The sequence below is a fragment of the Paraburkholderia dilworthii genome (assembly GCF_000472525.1).
GTDB lineage: Bacteria > Pseudomonadota > Gammaproteobacteria > Burkholderiales > Burkholderiaceae > Paraburkholderia > Paraburkholderia dilworthii.
Window position 1 is genome coordinate 33679 of the sequence record NZ_AWZT01000024.1, and the last position, 14701, is coordinate 48379.

At 63.5% G+C, this 14701-nt stretch carries 13 protein-coding genes; 5 read left to right on the plus strand and 8 right to left on the minus strand.

Annotated elements, in window-relative coordinates:
• Positions 1 to 6: 6 nt before the first annotated feature.
• The 6 genes from gsiC to F759_RS0120490 form a co-directional block, all read right to left on the minus strand.
• A complete protein-coding gene (gene gsiC, locus F759_RS0120465; RefSeq protein WP_027801520.1) occupies positions 7 to 927 on the minus strand; it encodes a glutathione ABC transporter permease GsiC in 921 nt (306 codons plus the stop codon).
• 112 nt (positions 928 to 1039) lie between these two features.
• On the minus strand, positions 1040 to 2602 hold the full coding sequence (gsiB, locus tag F759_RS0120470; protein WP_036024838.1) for a glutathione ABC transporter substrate-binding protein GsiB: 1563 nt from the start codon (positions 2600 to 2602) through the stop codon (positions 1040 to 1042).
• Between the two features lie 150 nt (positions 2603 to 2752).
• On the minus strand, positions 2753 to 4675 hold the full coding sequence (locus F759_RS0120475; protein ID WP_027801522.1) for a dipeptide ABC transporter ATP-binding protein: 1923 nt from the start codon (positions 4673 to 4675) through the stop codon (positions 2753 to 2755).
• Positions 4676 to 4734: 59 nt separating this feature from the next.
• Positions 4735 to 5730, minus strand: coding sequence for an isoaspartyl peptidase/L-asparaginase family protein (locus F759_RS0120480; protein WP_027801523.1), 996 nt, complete (start codon positions 5728 to 5730; stop codon positions 4735 to 4737).
• Positions 5727 to 6806 carry a MurR/RpiR family transcriptional regulator gene (locus F759_RS0120485; protein ID WP_027801524.1) on the minus strand — a complete coding sequence of 360 codons (1080 nt, stop codon included), beginning with the start codon at positions 6804 to 6806 and terminating at the stop codon, positions 5727 to 5729. Before F759_RS0120485 ends, F759_RS0120480 begins: the two co-directional genes overlap by 4 nt.
• A 175-nt stretch (positions 6807 to 6981) precedes the next feature.
• Entirely contained in the window at positions 6982 to 8232 is a 1251-nt protein-coding gene (locus tag F759_RS0120490; RefSeq protein WP_027801525.1) for an MFS transporter, read from the minus strand.
• Between the two features lie 92 nt (positions 8233 to 8324).
• On the opposite strand from F759_RS0120490, the gene F759_RS0120495 reads away from it, so the two are divergent.
• Together F759_RS0120495 and F759_RS0120500 are read left to right on the plus strand one after the other, a co-directional pair.
• Positions 8325 to 9035, plus strand: a complete 711-nt coding sequence (locus F759_RS0120495; protein WP_027801526.1) for a pseudouridine synthase — start codon at positions 8325 to 8327, stop codon at positions 9033 to 9035.
• Between the two features lie 166 nt (positions 9036 to 9201).
• Positions 9202 to 9390, plus strand: a complete 189-nt coding sequence (locus F759_RS0120500) for a hypothetical protein (protein WP_027801527.1) — start codon at positions 9202 to 9204, stop codon at positions 9388 to 9390.
• A gap of 189 nt (positions 9391 to 9579) precedes the next feature.
• Here F759_RS0120500 and F759_RS0120505 read toward each other — a convergent pair whose 3' ends face one another.
• Entirely contained in the window at positions 9580 to 10644 is a 1065-nt protein-coding gene (locus F759_RS0120505) for an NAD-dependent epimerase/dehydratase family protein (RefSeq protein WP_027801528.1), read from the minus strand.
• 115 nt (positions 10645 to 10759) lie between these two features.
• Here F759_RS0120505 and F759_RS0120510 point away from each other — a divergent pair, with 115 nt between their 5' ends.
• From F759_RS0120510 to F759_RS0120520, 3 genes are all read left to right on the plus strand, one after another.
• Entirely contained in the window at positions 10760 to 11791 is a 1032-nt protein-coding gene (locus tag F759_RS0120510; protein WP_027801529.1) for a CDP-6-deoxy-delta-3,4-glucoseen reductase, read from the plus strand.
• Between the two features lie 388 nt (positions 11792 to 12179).
• Entirely contained in the window at positions 12180 to 13364 is a 1185-nt protein-coding gene (locus F759_RS0120515; protein ID WP_027801530.1) for an acetylornithine transaminase, read from the plus strand.
• Positions 13365 to 13379: 15 nt separating this feature from the next.
• Positions 13380 to 13850, plus strand: coding sequence for a GNAT family acetyltransferase (locus F759_RS0120520; protein WP_027801531.1), 471 nt, complete (start codon positions 13380 to 13382; stop codon positions 13848 to 13850).
• A 133-nt stretch (positions 13851 to 13983) separates the two neighbouring features.
• Here F759_RS0120520 and F759_RS0120525 read toward each other — a convergent pair whose 3' ends face one another.
• Complete coding sequence (locus F759_RS0120525) at positions 13984 to 14688, minus strand: ABC transporter ATP-binding protein (protein ID WP_027801532.1); 705 nt, start codon at positions 14686 to 14688, stop codon at positions 13984 to 13986.
• Between the last annotated feature and the right edge of the window lie 13 nt (positions 14689 to 14701).

Consider the following 14701-nt stretch of genomic DNA (forward strand, 5'->3'; position numbering starts at 1 on the left):
CGGACCTCACTTGAAACGGATAGTCGGATTGATCACGGCGTACATCACGTCCACGACCAGATTGATGACGATGAATTCGAGCGAGAACAACAGCACCTCGGCCTGAATCACCGGATAGTCTCGCATCGACACCGCATCCACCAGCAGGCGCCCGAGGCCCGGCCAGTTGAACACCACCTCGACCACGATCGAGCCGCCGAGCAGGAAGCCGAATTGAAGACCCATCATCGTGACGACGGGGATCATGGCGTTGCGCAGACAGTGTTTGACGATCACGAGCCGCTCGGGCACGCCCTTCGCACGCGCGGTGCGCACGAAGTCTTCGTTCATCACTTCGACGAACGATGCCCGCGTGAAGCGCGCCATTACCGCAGCGACGGCCGCGCCGAGCGTGAGCGACGGAAGGATGTAGCTCTGCCACGAGCCGTCGCCGACAATCGGCAGCCAACCGAGCTTCACCGAGAAAATTTCCATCAGCAGCATGCCGAGCGCGAACGCGGGAAACGAAATGCCCGACACCGCGAGCGTCATGCCGAGCCGGTCCGGCCAGCGGTTGCGCCACACCGCCGACACGATGCCGATGCCCATGCCGAGCACGACCGCCCACACCATGCTCGCTAGCGTGAGCAGCAGCGTCGGCATGAAGCGCTCGCCGATCTCCTCGCTAACGGGCCGCTTGCTGCGGGTGGACGTGCCGAAATCGCCGTGCGCGATCTTCACGAAGAAGTGCGCGAACTGCTGCGGCATCGGCCTGTCGAGTCCGAGGTCGGCGCGCACCAGTGCGACGGTCGCTTCGTCGGCATCGGGACCGGCGGCAAGCCGCGCCGGGTCGCCCGGCAGCAGATGCACGAACAGAAAGACCAGCACCGCGACGATGAAGAGCGTCGGCAGCAGGCCAAAGAGGCGTTTGACGATGAAGTTCAGCATTCAAGCTCAATCCGGCAATGATGCGGGCAACGAGGTTTCATGTACGGCAGCAACGCGAGCGCCATGTCCCACATGTTCGTGGAGCAACACGCAGGACATGGCGCGCGGCTCATTACTTGATCGCGATTTCGTCGAAATTGAACGAACCGTCCGGCGCGACATAAGCACCCGACAGGCGCTTGCTGCGCGCATACACGACCTTTTCCTTGACGAGGAAAATCCACGGCGCGTCGGCCCAGATGCGTTTCTGCGCGTCGGTGTAGAGCGCGGCCTTCTTCGTACGATCGGTGGTTTCGAGCGCCTGCTTCAGATCTCCGTCGACGGTATCGTTCTTGTAGTACGCGGTGTTGACCATCTTCGGCGGGAACGAGACCGACGCGAGAAGCGGCGTGATCGCCCAGTCGGCTTCGCCCGTCGACGACGACCAACCCGCGTAATACATACGCACCGGCGCAGTAGCCGCGTCCTGCGCGCTCTCCACCTTCGCGACGCGCTGACCCGCCTCCAGCGCCTCGACCTGCGCCTTGATGCCGACTTGCGCCAGTTGCTGCTGCACGAACTGAATGACCTTCTGCGCGGTCGAGTAGTTATACGCGGACCACAGCGTGGTTTCGAAGCCGTTCGGATAGCCCGCTTCCTTCAGCAACGCGCGGGCCTTCGCCGGATCGTACGGCCAGGGACCGAGCTTCACTGCGTAGTCGACGCCTTGCGGCACCACGCCGTCCGCGGGCGTGGCGTAACCCGAGAATACGACCTTCGTGAGCGCTTCCTTGTTGACCGCGTAGTTCAAAGCCTCACGCACCTTCGGATTGTCGAAGGGCTTCTGGTTCATGTTCAGGCTGATATAACGCTGAATGATCGACGGCGATGCGATGAGGTCGACCTTCGGGCTCGACTGCAATTGCGCGGCCTGCTCGAACGGCACCTGGAACGCGAAGTCCGCCTCGCCGGTGCGCATCAATGCGGCGCGCGTGTTGTTGTCGACCACCGGCTTCCAGTCGATCGCGTCGATCTTCGGGTAGCCCTTCTTCCAGTAGCCGGCAAACTTCTTCACTGTCAGATCGCCCGCCGGGTCCCACTTCACGAATTCGAACGGACCGGTGCCGACCGGATGGAATGCAATATCCTTGCCGTATTTCTTCAGCGCGTCCGGCGAAATCATCACCGCCGACGGATGCGCGAGCACGTTGACGAATGCCGAGAACGGCGCCTTCAGCGTGATCTTCACCGTGTACGGATCGACCACTTCGGTCTTCTCGATGCGGTTGAACATGTTGTAGCGCTTCAGCTTGTTCGCCGGATCCGTCACGCGGTCGAAGTTCGCTTTGACTGCGGCGGCGTTGAAGTCGGTGCCGTCCTGGAACTTCACGCCGTGACGCAGCTTGAACGTGTAGACGCGCGCGTCCGGGCTCGCTTCGTAGCTATCGGCCAGCACGTTGACGAGCTTCATGTCCTTGTCGAAGCCGAAAAGCCCTTGATAGAACGACTTCGCGACAGCTTGCGAGAGCGTGTCGTTGGCATCGTACGGATCCAGCGTGGTGAAGGTGGAGGCGACGGCCATCACCGCGGTTGTTTCCGCGTGCGCCACATTGCCCGCGAGCATCGCGAACATTACCGCGCCGCCGCTGATCAGCGCGCGCACACGAAACGTAGAAGACGGGACCAGCAGGTTCATGAGTTGGCTCCAGGCTGCGAAATAAAATGGTTTAAGTTGCTGCGAGACGATTTGCTTTGCGTTGTTGCGTAGGGTTTGCGTCAGCTTTGCGCCGAGTTTGTATCGCTTGTTGCTTGCGTTACGCGCCTGGCTTGCTGCTCTCGTCGCGGTTCAATACGCGCCGCCAACGCGATGCTGTGCGACGAAGTGGCCCGGTCCCACGGCGACGAGCGGCGCCACCGCCGGTTCATCGTTCAATGAGCGGATGGGGCTCGGAATTTCATCGGCGGCGAGCATGCGCTTCGCGTGACGCCGGGCGGGATCGGCAACGGGCACCGCACCCATCAGCTTTCTCGTGTACGGATGCTGCGGCGCTTCGAACACCGCGCGGCGCGGACCGATCTCGACGATCTGGCCGAGGTACATCACCGCGACTCGGTGACTGACGCGCTCGACCACGGCCATGTCGTGCGAAATGAACAGATAGGCAACGCCGAGCTCACGCTGCAAATCGAGCATCAGATTGACGATCTGCGCCTGCACGGAGACATCGAGCGCGGAAACGGATTCATCGGCGATCACGACTTTCGGGTTCAACGCAAGCGCCCGCGCAATCGCGATGCGCTGCCGCTGGCCGCCGGAAAATTCATGCGGATAACGGCGCGCGGCTTCGGGTGGCAAGCCCACTTTTTCGAGCAGCCATGCGACGCGCGCCTGCGCCTCGGCCCCTTGCGCGACGCCATGCACGAGCAGCGGCTCCATGATCGAGAAGCCGACCGTCAGCCGCGGATTGAGCGACGCAAACGGGTCCTGAAAAATAAACTGGATGTCGCGACGCAGTGCCTGCAACGCAGGGCCCGTCAGCGAACTGATTTCCTTGCCGTTAAATTCGATCGACCCGCTCTGGCTTTCGACCAGCCGCAACAGCGAGCGGCCTGTGGTCGACTTGCCGCAGCCCGACTCGCCAACCAGCGCGAGCGTTTCGCCGGGCCGCAGATCGAAACTGACTTTTTCGACCGCATGCACACGGCCCGTCAGGCGGCCGAAGAGCCCCGTCCTGACCGGAAAGCGCGTGACCAGATCGCGCACGCGCAGAATGGGCGGTGTGCTTTCGTCAATATGCGGTTGCGCTTCCCTCGCGACGGCAGCTGCGGGGCGCACGGCTTCATCGGCGCCGCTCGTGCCAGCCTGCTCGACCGTCAGGATCGGAAATTTCGCCGGCTGATCGGTGCCTTGCATCGCGCCCAAACGCGGCACGGCGGCGAGCAGCGCTTTCGTATAAGGATGCGACGGCGCCGCGAAGAGAGCATCCGACGCGCCCTCTTCCACTTTTTCGCCGCGATACATCACGAGCACACGGTCCGCGACTTCCGCAACCACACCCATGTCGTGCGTGATGAAAATCACGCCCATGTTCATCTCGTCCTGCAAGCCGCGAATCAGTTGCAGGATCTGCGCCTGAATGGTCACGTCGAGCGCTGTCGTGGGTTCGTCGGCGATCAGCAAGGCGGGCTTGCACGAGAGCGCCATCGCGATCATCACGCGCTGGCGCATGCCGCCCGACAATTGATGCGGAAAACGCGCCGCCACGCGCCGCGCCTCGGGAATCCGCACGAGTTCGAGCAGTCGCAGCGTTTCGGCGAAGGCCGCCGAGCGGCTCTTGCCCTGATGCAGCGAGATCGCCTCGCTGATCTGATCGCCAACCGTGAACACCGGATTGAGCGAGGTCATCGGCTCCTGAAAAATCATCGCGATGTCGGCGCCGCGAATCGAACGCATTGTGCCGGACGACGCTTTCGCGAGGTCGAGCACGCTGCCGTCGCGGCGCCGGAATGCGATGCTGCCGCCGGCAAGGCGCCCACCGCCGTGCTCGATCAGCCGCATCAACGCGAGCGATGTCACCGATTTGCCGGAACCCGATTCGCCGACTATCGCGAGCGTTTCGCCGCGCTCGACCGTCAACGACAGATTGCGCACCGCGTTGAACGTCGTCTCGCCGCTGCGAAACGCGACCGACAGGTTGTCGACAGCGAGCACGCGTTGCGGCGGCAAGTTTCCAATAATCGGGCTGGCGGTGTGCGATGAAGTCGGCACGATGGTTCCTTTGAATTCGAACGCGCTAGCGGGTGTTCAACAATGTTCAGGGTAACGAGCTAACGGTAGATCGCGGTCACCGGCGCTTCGCCAAGACGCGCGAAACCGCGGTACATGCCCTCGGTATTGAACGGCAGCGCGATGTTGCCGCGTGCGTCGACGGCGATCAGACCGCCGCGACCGTCGATCTTCGGCAGACGGTTCATCACCACATCATCCGCGGCTTCCTGCAACGTCACTTTGCGGTAGGCCATTTGGGCGGCGACGTCGTAAGCCGCGACCATGCGCATGAACATTTCGCCCGAGCCCGTGGTCGAGACCGCGCAGGTCGCGTCGTCTGCATAGCAGCCCGCGCCGATTAGCGGCGTATCGCCCACGCGTCCGATCTGTTTGTTGGTGACGCCGCCCGTCGATGTGGCCGCCGCCACGTGGCCGTCCTGATCGAGCGCGACCGCGCCGACAGTGCCGAATTTGCGGTTCGGATCAATCGGCTCGTGCGGCGTGGGATCGTTCCTGTCGGTAGCCGGCGATGAAGCCGCGAGCGTCGCGCCGTCGTGATCGAGCATCGCGCGTTGCTGATCTCGCGCGAGCAGCCATTGACGATGACGCGCTTCGGTATCGAAGTATTCCGGCTCGACGAATTCGAGTCCTTGCGCGGCCGCGAAGCTTTCCGCGCCTTCGCCGGTGAACAGCACATGCTCGCTGCACTCGAGCACGCGGCGCGCCGCCATAATCGGATTGCGCACGCGCTTCACGCAGCAGATCGCGCCGGCTTCGAGCGTGCTGCCGTCCATGATCGCCGCGTCGAGTTCATGCGTGCCGGCCGCCGTGTAGACCGCGCCTCGGCCGGCGTTGAAAAGTGGACAGTCTTCGAGCAGTCGCACGGCTACGCTGACCGCGTCGAGTGCGCTACCGCCGTCTGCGAGTACACGCTGGCCGGCAGCAAGCGCTGCGTGCAAGGCCGCGTGATACTCAGCCTCAGCGCCGGCCGACAGCGACGCGCGCAGGATCGTGCCCGCGCCACCATGAATGGCAATGACTGCGTTGGTGTTCATCGTTTGAGCTTGGGTTTTGCGTGGGTGGTGCGGGGTTTTGCAATTGCGCTTGCAACGGTGGTCACGGCTGCGGCCTCAAGCGGGGCTTCAAGCGCTGCGCCCGCCTTCGCGCGCCCTACCGTACGCTCAGTACGCGCCGTGCGCGCCGGTTCGCGCGCGGCAACGCCCGCCGCACTCGAGGATGCGGACAGCGGATCAGTGAGCCACGGCAACACGAACTCGGTGACTTCGGCGGCCGCCTTCACCGAACGCTTCGCGCGGTAAGCGACTGCGTCGCATAGCGCTTCGATTACGGCCAGCACGGCAGCATCCGCATTCGCCGCGAGCCGGCGTTCGGAGCGCACGTATAACGAAAGGTCGGCGAACTGTGCGAGCGGCGAGCGCGGGCCGTCGGTCAGCGCTAGCACGCGTGCGCCCCGAGTGGCCGCACGGCGCGCGAGTTCGATGGTGTCGTCGACATAACGCGGGAAGGCTATGCCGATGACCAGGTCGCCCTTGCCGCAATTGAACAGACGCCGCGCCGCATGCGACGGTCCGCCGATGAACGCGAGCGATTGGACGTTGTCGTGATACGCCATCAGGCCGTGCTCCATCAGCCCGGCGAGGAACGCGCTCGTCCCCGCGCCCAGCACGAAGACGCGCCGCGCGGCAAGGATCGCTTCGACCGCGGTCTCGGCAGCGGCGGTATCGATCGCCGTGCGTGTCAGGTGCAGATTGTTGGCCGCCTGTTCGAGCGACGCGTCCACGACGTCGTCGCCCGCAGCGAGCGACTCCTGCGCGCTGCGCAGTCGCTCGACCGGAGCGAGCGTCGCCTCGAAGCCGCGCACGAGCGCCTCGCGAAACTGCGGATAGCCGTCGAACCCGAGCGCGCGGGCAAAGCGGTTCGCCGTCGCCACAGATGCGCCCACCACGCTCGCCAGTTCGTCGATCCGCATGGTGGCCGCGCGAAACAGATTCGCCAGCACGTACTCGCCCATCCGCCGATGAATGGGCGTAAGCGTAGGCATGGCCGCCTCGATGCGCGCGGCGATGGCCTGCTCGGCCGGACTGGATGCAACGGACGGTTGATGAATCATGCGGGCGAAACAACGCGGTAGGCGCAATAAGCGCGGTAGTTCTCAGCGAAGGCCAGTTGCCTCGGGACGTAAGCGGAATGCATGAAAGTATATTTACATGGAAATCGTCCGAGAAAAAATTCATTTTCATTTTCCAGGGTTTGCCCTGGCGCTCGTGATGCGCTGAGGTTGATCTTCAGCAAGCCGTGGCGCGTTCTTCGGGAATGCGTGCGAGCCGCGCCGCGGGCGACATCGCGATGATCGACGCCTGCACGAGAAAGGCCGCTGCGGCGGCGACGAGACAGGCGTCCATGTTCCAGCGCGCGCTGATTACCGCGCCGAGCAGTGCGCCCGCAGGTCGCGCGCCGTAGGTGGCCGTGCTGTTCAGCGCGGAGACGCGGCCCATCATCCGTTGCGGCGTAATGGCCTGACGCAGCGTAGTCGAGCCGACCACCCACAGGATCGGTCCGGCGCCTAGCAGGAAGAAACTGAGCAGCGCAAGCCAGAACGACGGCGCAACGAGCGTCCCCACCATCACCAGCGAGGCCAGCAAGCCGCACGATGGCCCGATCAGCAGCACGCGCCCGAACGCGAGGCGTCGCGCGATGGCGGGCGCGGCCAGTGCGCCGCACACCATGCCGACGCCATACGCGCCAAGTGTGATACCTACCGCCGATGCGCTCAGCGCCAACCGATGCACCGCGTACGGCACATACACCGCTTGCAGCACGAAGAAACCGAGGTTGAAAAACACGGCCGTCGCGAGCATGGGAAGCAGCAGCGCGTCGCGCACCACGAAGCGCGTGCCCTCGCGCAACTCCAGCATGAAGTGACGTGCGGGCGCTGCCGCGCGAGGCGGTTCGTGCAGTCCCGCGAGCAAGCCCACGGTGAGCGCCGACAGCGCGGCCGCGCAGCCGTATGCCCAGCCCGCGCCGATCCAGCCGACAAGCAGGCCGCCAAGCGCCGGTCCCGCCGAATACGCGACGCTGCGTGCAAGTTCCAGGCGGCCGTTCGCGCTGGCGTACGCTTCGCGCGAGACGATCGACGGCACGAGCGAAGGCGCCGCAACGTTATAGGCAACCGTACCGGTCGCGGCAATGAAGCCGAGCGCGGCGAGTAACGGCAGATCCAACGCATGCGTCATCAGAAGCAGCAGCACACACAGCATGGCGACGACACGCACGCTTTCGGCGAGCGCCATCAACGTGCGGCGCGAGCGGCGGTCGGCCCACACGCCAAGGGGAATCGACAGCAACAGGAAGGGCAACGTCTGTGCTGTCTGTAGAAGACCCGTGCCGCGTGCGTCGGCGCCGAGCGCGAAGACAGCAACCAGCGGCGCGGCCGCGAGGCTGATCTGTTCGGCGGATTGTGCGACGAGATTGGACCACGCGAGCCGCTGGAAAGCGGCCGGCAAACGGACACTGGATGAAGACGACGTGGCTTGCATCGATGGCTCCGGCAACGGAATAGGAGCCATCATCGTGGCCGCGATCTCGCCGCGGGACGCCTCGCTTCTTGCGGTGTTATTCTTCGCTCGCCATGAATCTCGAAAGCATTCTCTTTACCCAGGGCTTCGGCTCGCGCCGGCAGTGTCGCGCGCTGATCGGCGACGCGCGGGTGAGCATCGGCGGCACGGTGTGCACCGACCCCGACGCCGACTTACCTACCGACGACCCATCGTTCTCGTTCAGCGTCGACGGCGTGGTGTGGCCGTATCGCGAACGCGCCTATCTGCTGCTCAACAAGCCGGCCGGCTACGAGTGCTCGCGCGATCCGCAGCATCACTTGAGCGTGTTCAGTCTGCTGCCGCCGCAGTTCGCCGGGCGCGGCGTGCAATGCGTGGGCCGGCTCGACCAGGACACGACCGGCCTCCTGCTTCTCTCCGACGACGGCAAGTTCGTCCATCTGTTCACGTCGCCGAAACGCAAGGTGCCGAAGGTGTACATCGCGACGACCCGTCATCCGCTCGACGACGCGCAACTGAGTGCGCTGCGCAATGGCGTGCTGCTGCACGGCGAGTCGAAGCCGGTCGCGGCGGTCGAAGCTCATGCGCGCGGCGAGCACGCGTTGGCGCTCACGGTGATGGAAGGCAAGTATCACCAGGTCAAGCGGATGATCGCGGCGGCCGGCAACCGTTGTGAAGCGCTGCATCGCGAACGGATCGGCGGACTCATATTGCCCTCGACGCTCGCACCGGGCGCATGGCAATGGCTCGATGAAACCGAACTCGGACTTTTACGGAGCGGGTAAACCGGTACGGTCCGCGTAACCCTCTGAATAGAACGGAACATAAATGTTCGCGGGCATACACTCGAGCGACGTGGCATGCGTTTGACGCTGCGTCGCAGCATGCTCTTCGTCATTGCTCCCTCTATACTCGTCTAAACAATGACTACAAAGAGTTCAAGGAGGGGCGATGATTGTCCACAACGGAATCATGAACTCGCACGTAATGGTGACGTTTGTGTGCCTGGGCTTGCTGATGATCGGCGGGCTGCTGGTCGCTATGCGGCTGCGGCACAGATACCATCCGAATCTGATCGGTGCGCTGATCGGCGCAATGCTGTGTTTCGTGCTGCTGGAGGCACTGCCGGCGCTGACCTGACGGACGAGACGCGCCGTACTGCGTGGCCTGCGCGGCTGCGCTTTGTAAAGCATGCCGGCGCGATATACAGCACAGCGCGTTCTGCTACCGCGTCGTAGTTGTTTTCGCGGCACGGCGGCGACGTGCCGCTCATACCTTGCGTCCAGTCATGCTTCATGCCTTCCGTCATGCCTTCCATCGCGCCTTCTCTCATGCGCTCGGCACGCCCGCCGCTTCGCGCAAAAAATCCTCGACGCTCGGATAACGCAAGCGCACGCCCAGTTCTTCTTTCAGGCGGCGATTGATGAGCCGTCTCGACTCACGCATGAACGACAGCAAGGTGGGCTCGATCTGCTCTTCGGCTTGCGCTCGCGTGATGCGCGGCGCGCGTGCCAAACCGAACGTATCGGCGACGAGATCGAAGTACTCGCCCATTTTCAGCGACGAGTCGTCGGACGCGTGAATGACGCGCGCCGGCCGGCCATGAGTCGCGAGGCGCACGAGAATGGCGGCGAGGTCGTCCGCATGAATGTGGTTCGTGTAGACGTCGTCGGCATCGGCGAGCGCAGGCGTGCCTTTTTCAAGCCGCGCAAGCGGCAGGCGGTTGGCCGCATAGATGCCCGGAATCCGCGCAACGCTCGCGACAACAGCGCCGCGAGCGGTCGCGCGTCGCAATTGCTGCTCGGCCGACACGCGACGTTTCGCGCGCGCATTGGCCGGCGCGGTGACATGCGTCTCGTCGATCCACGCACCGCCACAATCGCCGTAGACGCCCGTCGTGCTCGCATAAACGAAGCGCAGCGGCGCGCGCGAAGCGGCGGCGCGGCGAAGGCCGTCGGGTACAATATTGGCTGGTTCCGCTTGTGTCCGTGCTTGTGCCCATGAAGCGCGCGTGCGGCGCAAGCGCCCGACCGGCGCGATAGCGGCGCGTGCCCCACTTGCCCCACGCGAGCGAGGCATCGCATGATCGCGGCGCTTAGCCAGGGTAGCAAGCAACGCGCGGGTGCGGCGGTCGTCGTCGCCGGTTTTCTGCGGCGGCGCAAGATGCAGCACCGTGGGCGCGAGGCCCGCGAGCCGTTTCAGGCTGCGGCGTTCGTCGAGATCGCCGACCAGCGGCGAGACGCCTGCGGCACGCAATTCGGCGCTGCGCCCGGCGTGGCTGGTCAATGCGAAGACGTGGGCGCGCGGCAGAAGCAGGGGCAGGCAGCGCATGCCGACATCGCCGCAACCTACGATCAACACGCGCGGTCGGCGGAAGTTTCGTGTCGCTTTCATGGTGCACGCATTGTAGCCGTCAAGCGCTGCGGGCACCGGGCGACCCCGACTATCCGACTATCCGACTATCCCTGTATCCGTTAACGATTACCGACTTTTCGACTTCGAACACTCTATGGCATTTAACGTCACGCTCCGGCAAAGCGGCCGGCAGTTTCAGGTAGAACAGGACGAGCCGGTCCTGAACGCCGCCTTGCGTCAAGGCATCGGTCTGCCGTATGGCTGCAAGAACGGCGCGTGCGGTTCATGCAAAGGCGCCGTGGTCAACGGCCAGGTCGAGCAGCGCGCGCACTCGTCGTCGGCTTTGTCGAACGAGGAAAAAACCCGCGGCATGGCGCTCTTCTGCTGCGCAACGGCGTGTTCGGATCTGGAAATCGATATCCGCGAAGTGGCGGGCGTCGGCGACATGCAGGTGAAGAAGCTGCCCTGCCGTGTGAATGCGATCGAGCGCAAGGCCGACGACGTCGTAGTGCTCAAGCTGCAACTGCCCGCGAATGAACGTCTGCAATATCTGGCCGGTCAGTACCTCGAATTCATTCTGAAGGACGGCAAGCGCCGCAGCTATTCGATGGCCAACGCGCCGCATGCCGAAGGCCCGATCGAACTGCATATTCGCCATATGCCTGGCGGCGCCTTCACCGACCACGTGTTCATCACGATGAAAGAGCGCGACATCCTGCGCTTCGAAGCGCCGCTCGGCACGTTCTTCCTGCGCGAAGAGTCGGACAAGCCGATCGTGCTGCTTGCTTCGGGCACGGGCTTCGCGCCGCTGAAGGCGATCGTCGAGCACGCAGTGTTCAAGAACCTGAACCGCCCGATGACGCTGTACTGGGGCGCGCGTCGAAAGAAGGATCTGTATCTGCTCGAACTGGCCGAACAGTGGGCGCGTGAGATTCCGAACTTCAAGTTCGTGCCGGTGCTCTCGGAACCGGACGCGAGCGATGCATGGACGGGCCGCGTCGGCTTCGTGCATCGCGCGGTGATCGAGGACCTGCCCGATCTGTCCGCGTATCAGGTGTATGCCTGCGGCGCGCCGGTGATGGTCGAATCGGCGCAGCGCGATTTCACGCAGCATCACGGCCTGCCCGAAGACGAGTTCTACGCGGACTCGTTCACGAGCGCGGCGGATCTGGCCAACGCGGTCTAAGCGAAAGATGCGTTGCCCGCGCGGCCCGATCTACACAACAAGCGGGCCGCGGCTGAACAACATGTCAGCATCACGACAGGCACGCAAAGACACACATGGGCGCCCCTTGCCGTGAATTCATGCAAATTCATTGTTTACACCGGCGCTTTCCTTGTCGTATTCTTTCGCGCATGAACCGCATCCAGTCCGAACTCCGACGTCGCCGCTCGCCGCTTCCCTAGGGACGCCGCCGGCTTCGTCACGGATTCGCGCTACAACAACGCGCAAGCTGTTCGAATCATGAAAGCCACGGCATACCGTGGCTTTTTGTTTTTCCGGCCCGTTTGCTCAACGGCTGACGTGCGCCAACGCCTCATCACCTTTTACCCGCTGTCTGGAGCCTGCCGTCATGAATTTCACTGAGTATCCGATCGAGTCGCTGATGTACATCACGAACCGGCCCGAAATCGTTTTCACGCACGGCAAGGGCTCGTGGCTCTACGACAACAACGGCAAGCGATATCTGGATTTCATTCAAGGCTGGGCGGTCAATTGCCTCGGTCATTGCAACGAAGGCATGATCGAAGCGCTGAACCAGCAGGCAAAGCTGCTCTTTAATCCGTCGCCGGCTTTCTATAACGAGCCGATGGCGAAACTCGCGGCGCTGCTCACTCAACATAGCGGCTTCGACAAGGTGTTCTTCGCGAACAGCGGCGCGGAAGCGAACGAAGGCGCGATCAAGCTCGCGCGCAAGTGGGGCAAGAAGTTCAAGGACGGCGCGTTCGAAATCATCACGTTCGATCACAGCTTCCACGGCCGCACGCTCGCCACGATGTCGGCAAGCGGCAAGCCGGGCTGGGACACGATCTACGCACCGCAAGTGCCGGGCTTCCCGAAGGCGGACCTGAACGACATTGCATCGGTGGAAAAGCTCATCAACGCAAAGACGGTTGCGGTAATGCTCGAACCGATCCAGGGCGAAGGCGGTGTGATTCCCGCGACGCGCGAGTTCATGCAACAACTGCGCGAACTGACCCGCAAGCACAACGTGCTGCTGATCGTCGACGAGGTGCAAAGCGGCTGCGGCCGTGCGGGCACGCTGTTCGCCTATGAGCTGTCGGGCATCGAGCCGGACATCATGACGCTCGGCAAGGGTATCGGCGGCGGCGTGCCGCTCGCGGCGCTGCTCTCCAAAGCTGAAGTCGCCGTGTTCGAAGCGGGCGATCAGGGCGGCACGTACAACGGCAATCCGTTGATGACCGCAGTCGGCTACTCGGTGATCTCGCAACTTACCGCGCCCGGTTTCCTGGAAGGCGTGCGCGCGCGCGGCGAATATCTGCGCGCGAAGCTGCTCGAATTGTCGGACGAGCGCGGCTTCAAGGGCGAGCGCGGCGAAGGTCTGCTGCGCGCGCTGCTGCTCGGCAAGGACATCGGCAACCAGATCGTCGAAAAGGCGCGCGACATGCAGCCCGACGGTCTGCTGCTGAACGCGGCGCGTCCGAACCTGCTGCGCTTCATGCCGGCGCTGAACGTCACGAACGAAGAGATCGACCAGATGATGGCGATGCTGCGTTCGATCCTCGACACGCTGTAATCGAACGGGACGCGTATGACGACTGCGAGCGCGACGCTTTCTATCCGCCGCTTCGACGCGAGCGATACAGACGCGGTGGTAGCGCTGTGGCAACAAGCCTTTCCCGAGTACCGGGATGTGACGAAGCCGCAGCGCAACCCGCATCTGTCGATTGCGAACAAGCTCGCGACGCAGCCCGAGTTGTTTTTTGTCGCGGTGCTCGGCGAGCAAATCGTCGGGACGGTGATGGGCGGCTACGATGGCCACCGCGGCTGGCTATATTCGCTTGCCGTGGATGAGTCGTTGCGGCGGCATGGCATTGGCTCGCGTCTGGTCGCGCACGTTGAAGAGGCGCTGACGGCGCTCGGCTGCCCGAAGCTGAACCTGCAGGTGTTATCCGCGAAGAGCGACGTGCGCGCGTTTTACGAGGCGCTTGGTTATCGCGCGGATGCGGTGGTGAGTTTCGGCAAACGTCTTGGCGAGTTGGCGGATTCTTCGCCGGTCTAGTTTTCCGCCAAGTCTTGCCTCGTAAAAGATAAAGGCCGCATGCGTTTCATTCACGCATGCGGCCTTTTTCATCGGCGGTTCAGTCTGGCGAGCTTATTCGCCTGGCTGGTTTGCCTGAGCTGATCGACGACGGTCATTCGCCCAGATAAGCCGCCCTAACCTTCGGATCATCCAGCATCTGCTTGGCGTCGCCCGACATCGTGACGAGACCCGAGTCCATCACGTAGCCGCGGTTCGCCGCTTGCAGCGCAAGACGCGCGTTCTGCTCGACCAGCAGCACGGTCATGCCTTCGCCGGAAATCGCGCGCACCACTTCGAAGATCTTCTCGACCATGATCGGCGACAGGCCCATCGACGGCTCATCGAGCAGCAACAGCTTGGGACGCGAAATGATCGCACGCGCCATCGCCAGCATCTGCTGTTCGCCGCCTGAGAGCGTGCCCGCGTACTGCGTGGCGCGTTCCTTCAGACGCGGGAAAAAGCCGAACATGCGGTCGACGTCGGCCTTGATGCCGTCGTTGTCGCTGCGCAAATAAGCGCCCATCTGCATGTTCTCGATGATCGACATGCGCGCGAAAATACCGCGGCCTTCCGGCACCATCGCGAGGCCGCGCTTCAGAAGCTCATGCGGCGCCACGCCCTTGATCGACTGGCCCATGTACTCGATGTCGCCCGCGGCATACGGCTTGAGCCCCGTAATCGCCTTCATCGTCGTGGTCTTGCCCGCGCCGTTCGCGCCGATCAGCGTCACCAGCTCGCCCTGCGCAACTTCGAGGTCGATGCCCTTGACTGCCTGGATGCCGCCGTAATTGACCTGAAGGCCCTTGATTTTCAACATTGCTTGCGTCGTG

What these genes read in the sequence shown, in the direction of transcription:
- gsiC (WP_027801520.1), bottom strand. Translation starts at nt 927, where the DNA reads ATGCTGAACTTCATCGTCAAACGCCTCTTTGGCCTGCTGCCGACGCTC.
- gsiB (WP_036024838.1), bottom strand. Translation starts at nt 2,602, where the DNA reads ATGAACCTGCTGGTCCCGTCTTCTACGTTTCGTGTGCGCGCGCTGATC.
- F759_RS0120480 (WP_027801523.1), bottom strand. Translation starts at nt 5,730, where the DNA reads ATGAACACCAACGCAGTCATTGCCATTCATGGTGGCGCGGGCACGATC.
- F759_RS0120485 (WP_027801524.1), bottom strand. Translation starts at nt 6,806, where the DNA reads ATGATTCATCAACCGTCCGTTGCATCCAGTCCGGCCGAGCAGGCCATC.
- F759_RS0120490 (WP_027801525.1), bottom strand. Translation starts at nt 8,232, where the DNA reads ATGCAAGCCACGTCGTCTTCATCCAGTGTCCGTTTGCCGGCCGCTTTC.
- F759_RS0120495 (WP_027801526.1), top strand. Translation starts at nt 8,325, where the DNA reads ATGAATCTCGAAAGCATTCTCTTTACCCAGGGCTTCGGCTCGCGCCGG.
- F759_RS0120500 (WP_027801527.1), top strand. Translation starts at nt 9,202, where the DNA reads ATGATTGTCCACAACGGAATCATGAACTCGCACGTAATGGTGACGTTT.
- F759_RS0120505 (WP_027801528.1), bottom strand. Translation starts at nt 10,644, where the DNA reads ATGAAAGCGACACGAAACTTCCGCCGACCGCGCGTGTTGATCGTAGGT.
- F759_RS0120510 (WP_027801529.1), top strand. Translation starts at nt 10,760, where the DNA reads ATGGCATTTAACGTCACGCTCCGGCAAAGCGGCCGGCAGTTTCAGGTA.
- F759_RS0120515 (WP_027801530.1), top strand. Translation starts at nt 12,180, where the DNA reads ATGAATTTCACTGAGTATCCGATCGAGTCGCTGATGTACATCACGAAC.
- F759_RS0120520 (WP_027801531.1), top strand. Translation starts at nt 13,380, where the DNA reads ATGACGACTGCGAGCGCGACGCTTTCTATCCGCCGCTTCGACGCGAGC.
- F759_RS0120525 (WP_027801532.1), bottom strand. Translation starts at nt 14,688, where the DNA reads ATGTTGAAAATCAAGGGCCTTCAGGTCAATTACGGCGGCATCCAGGCA.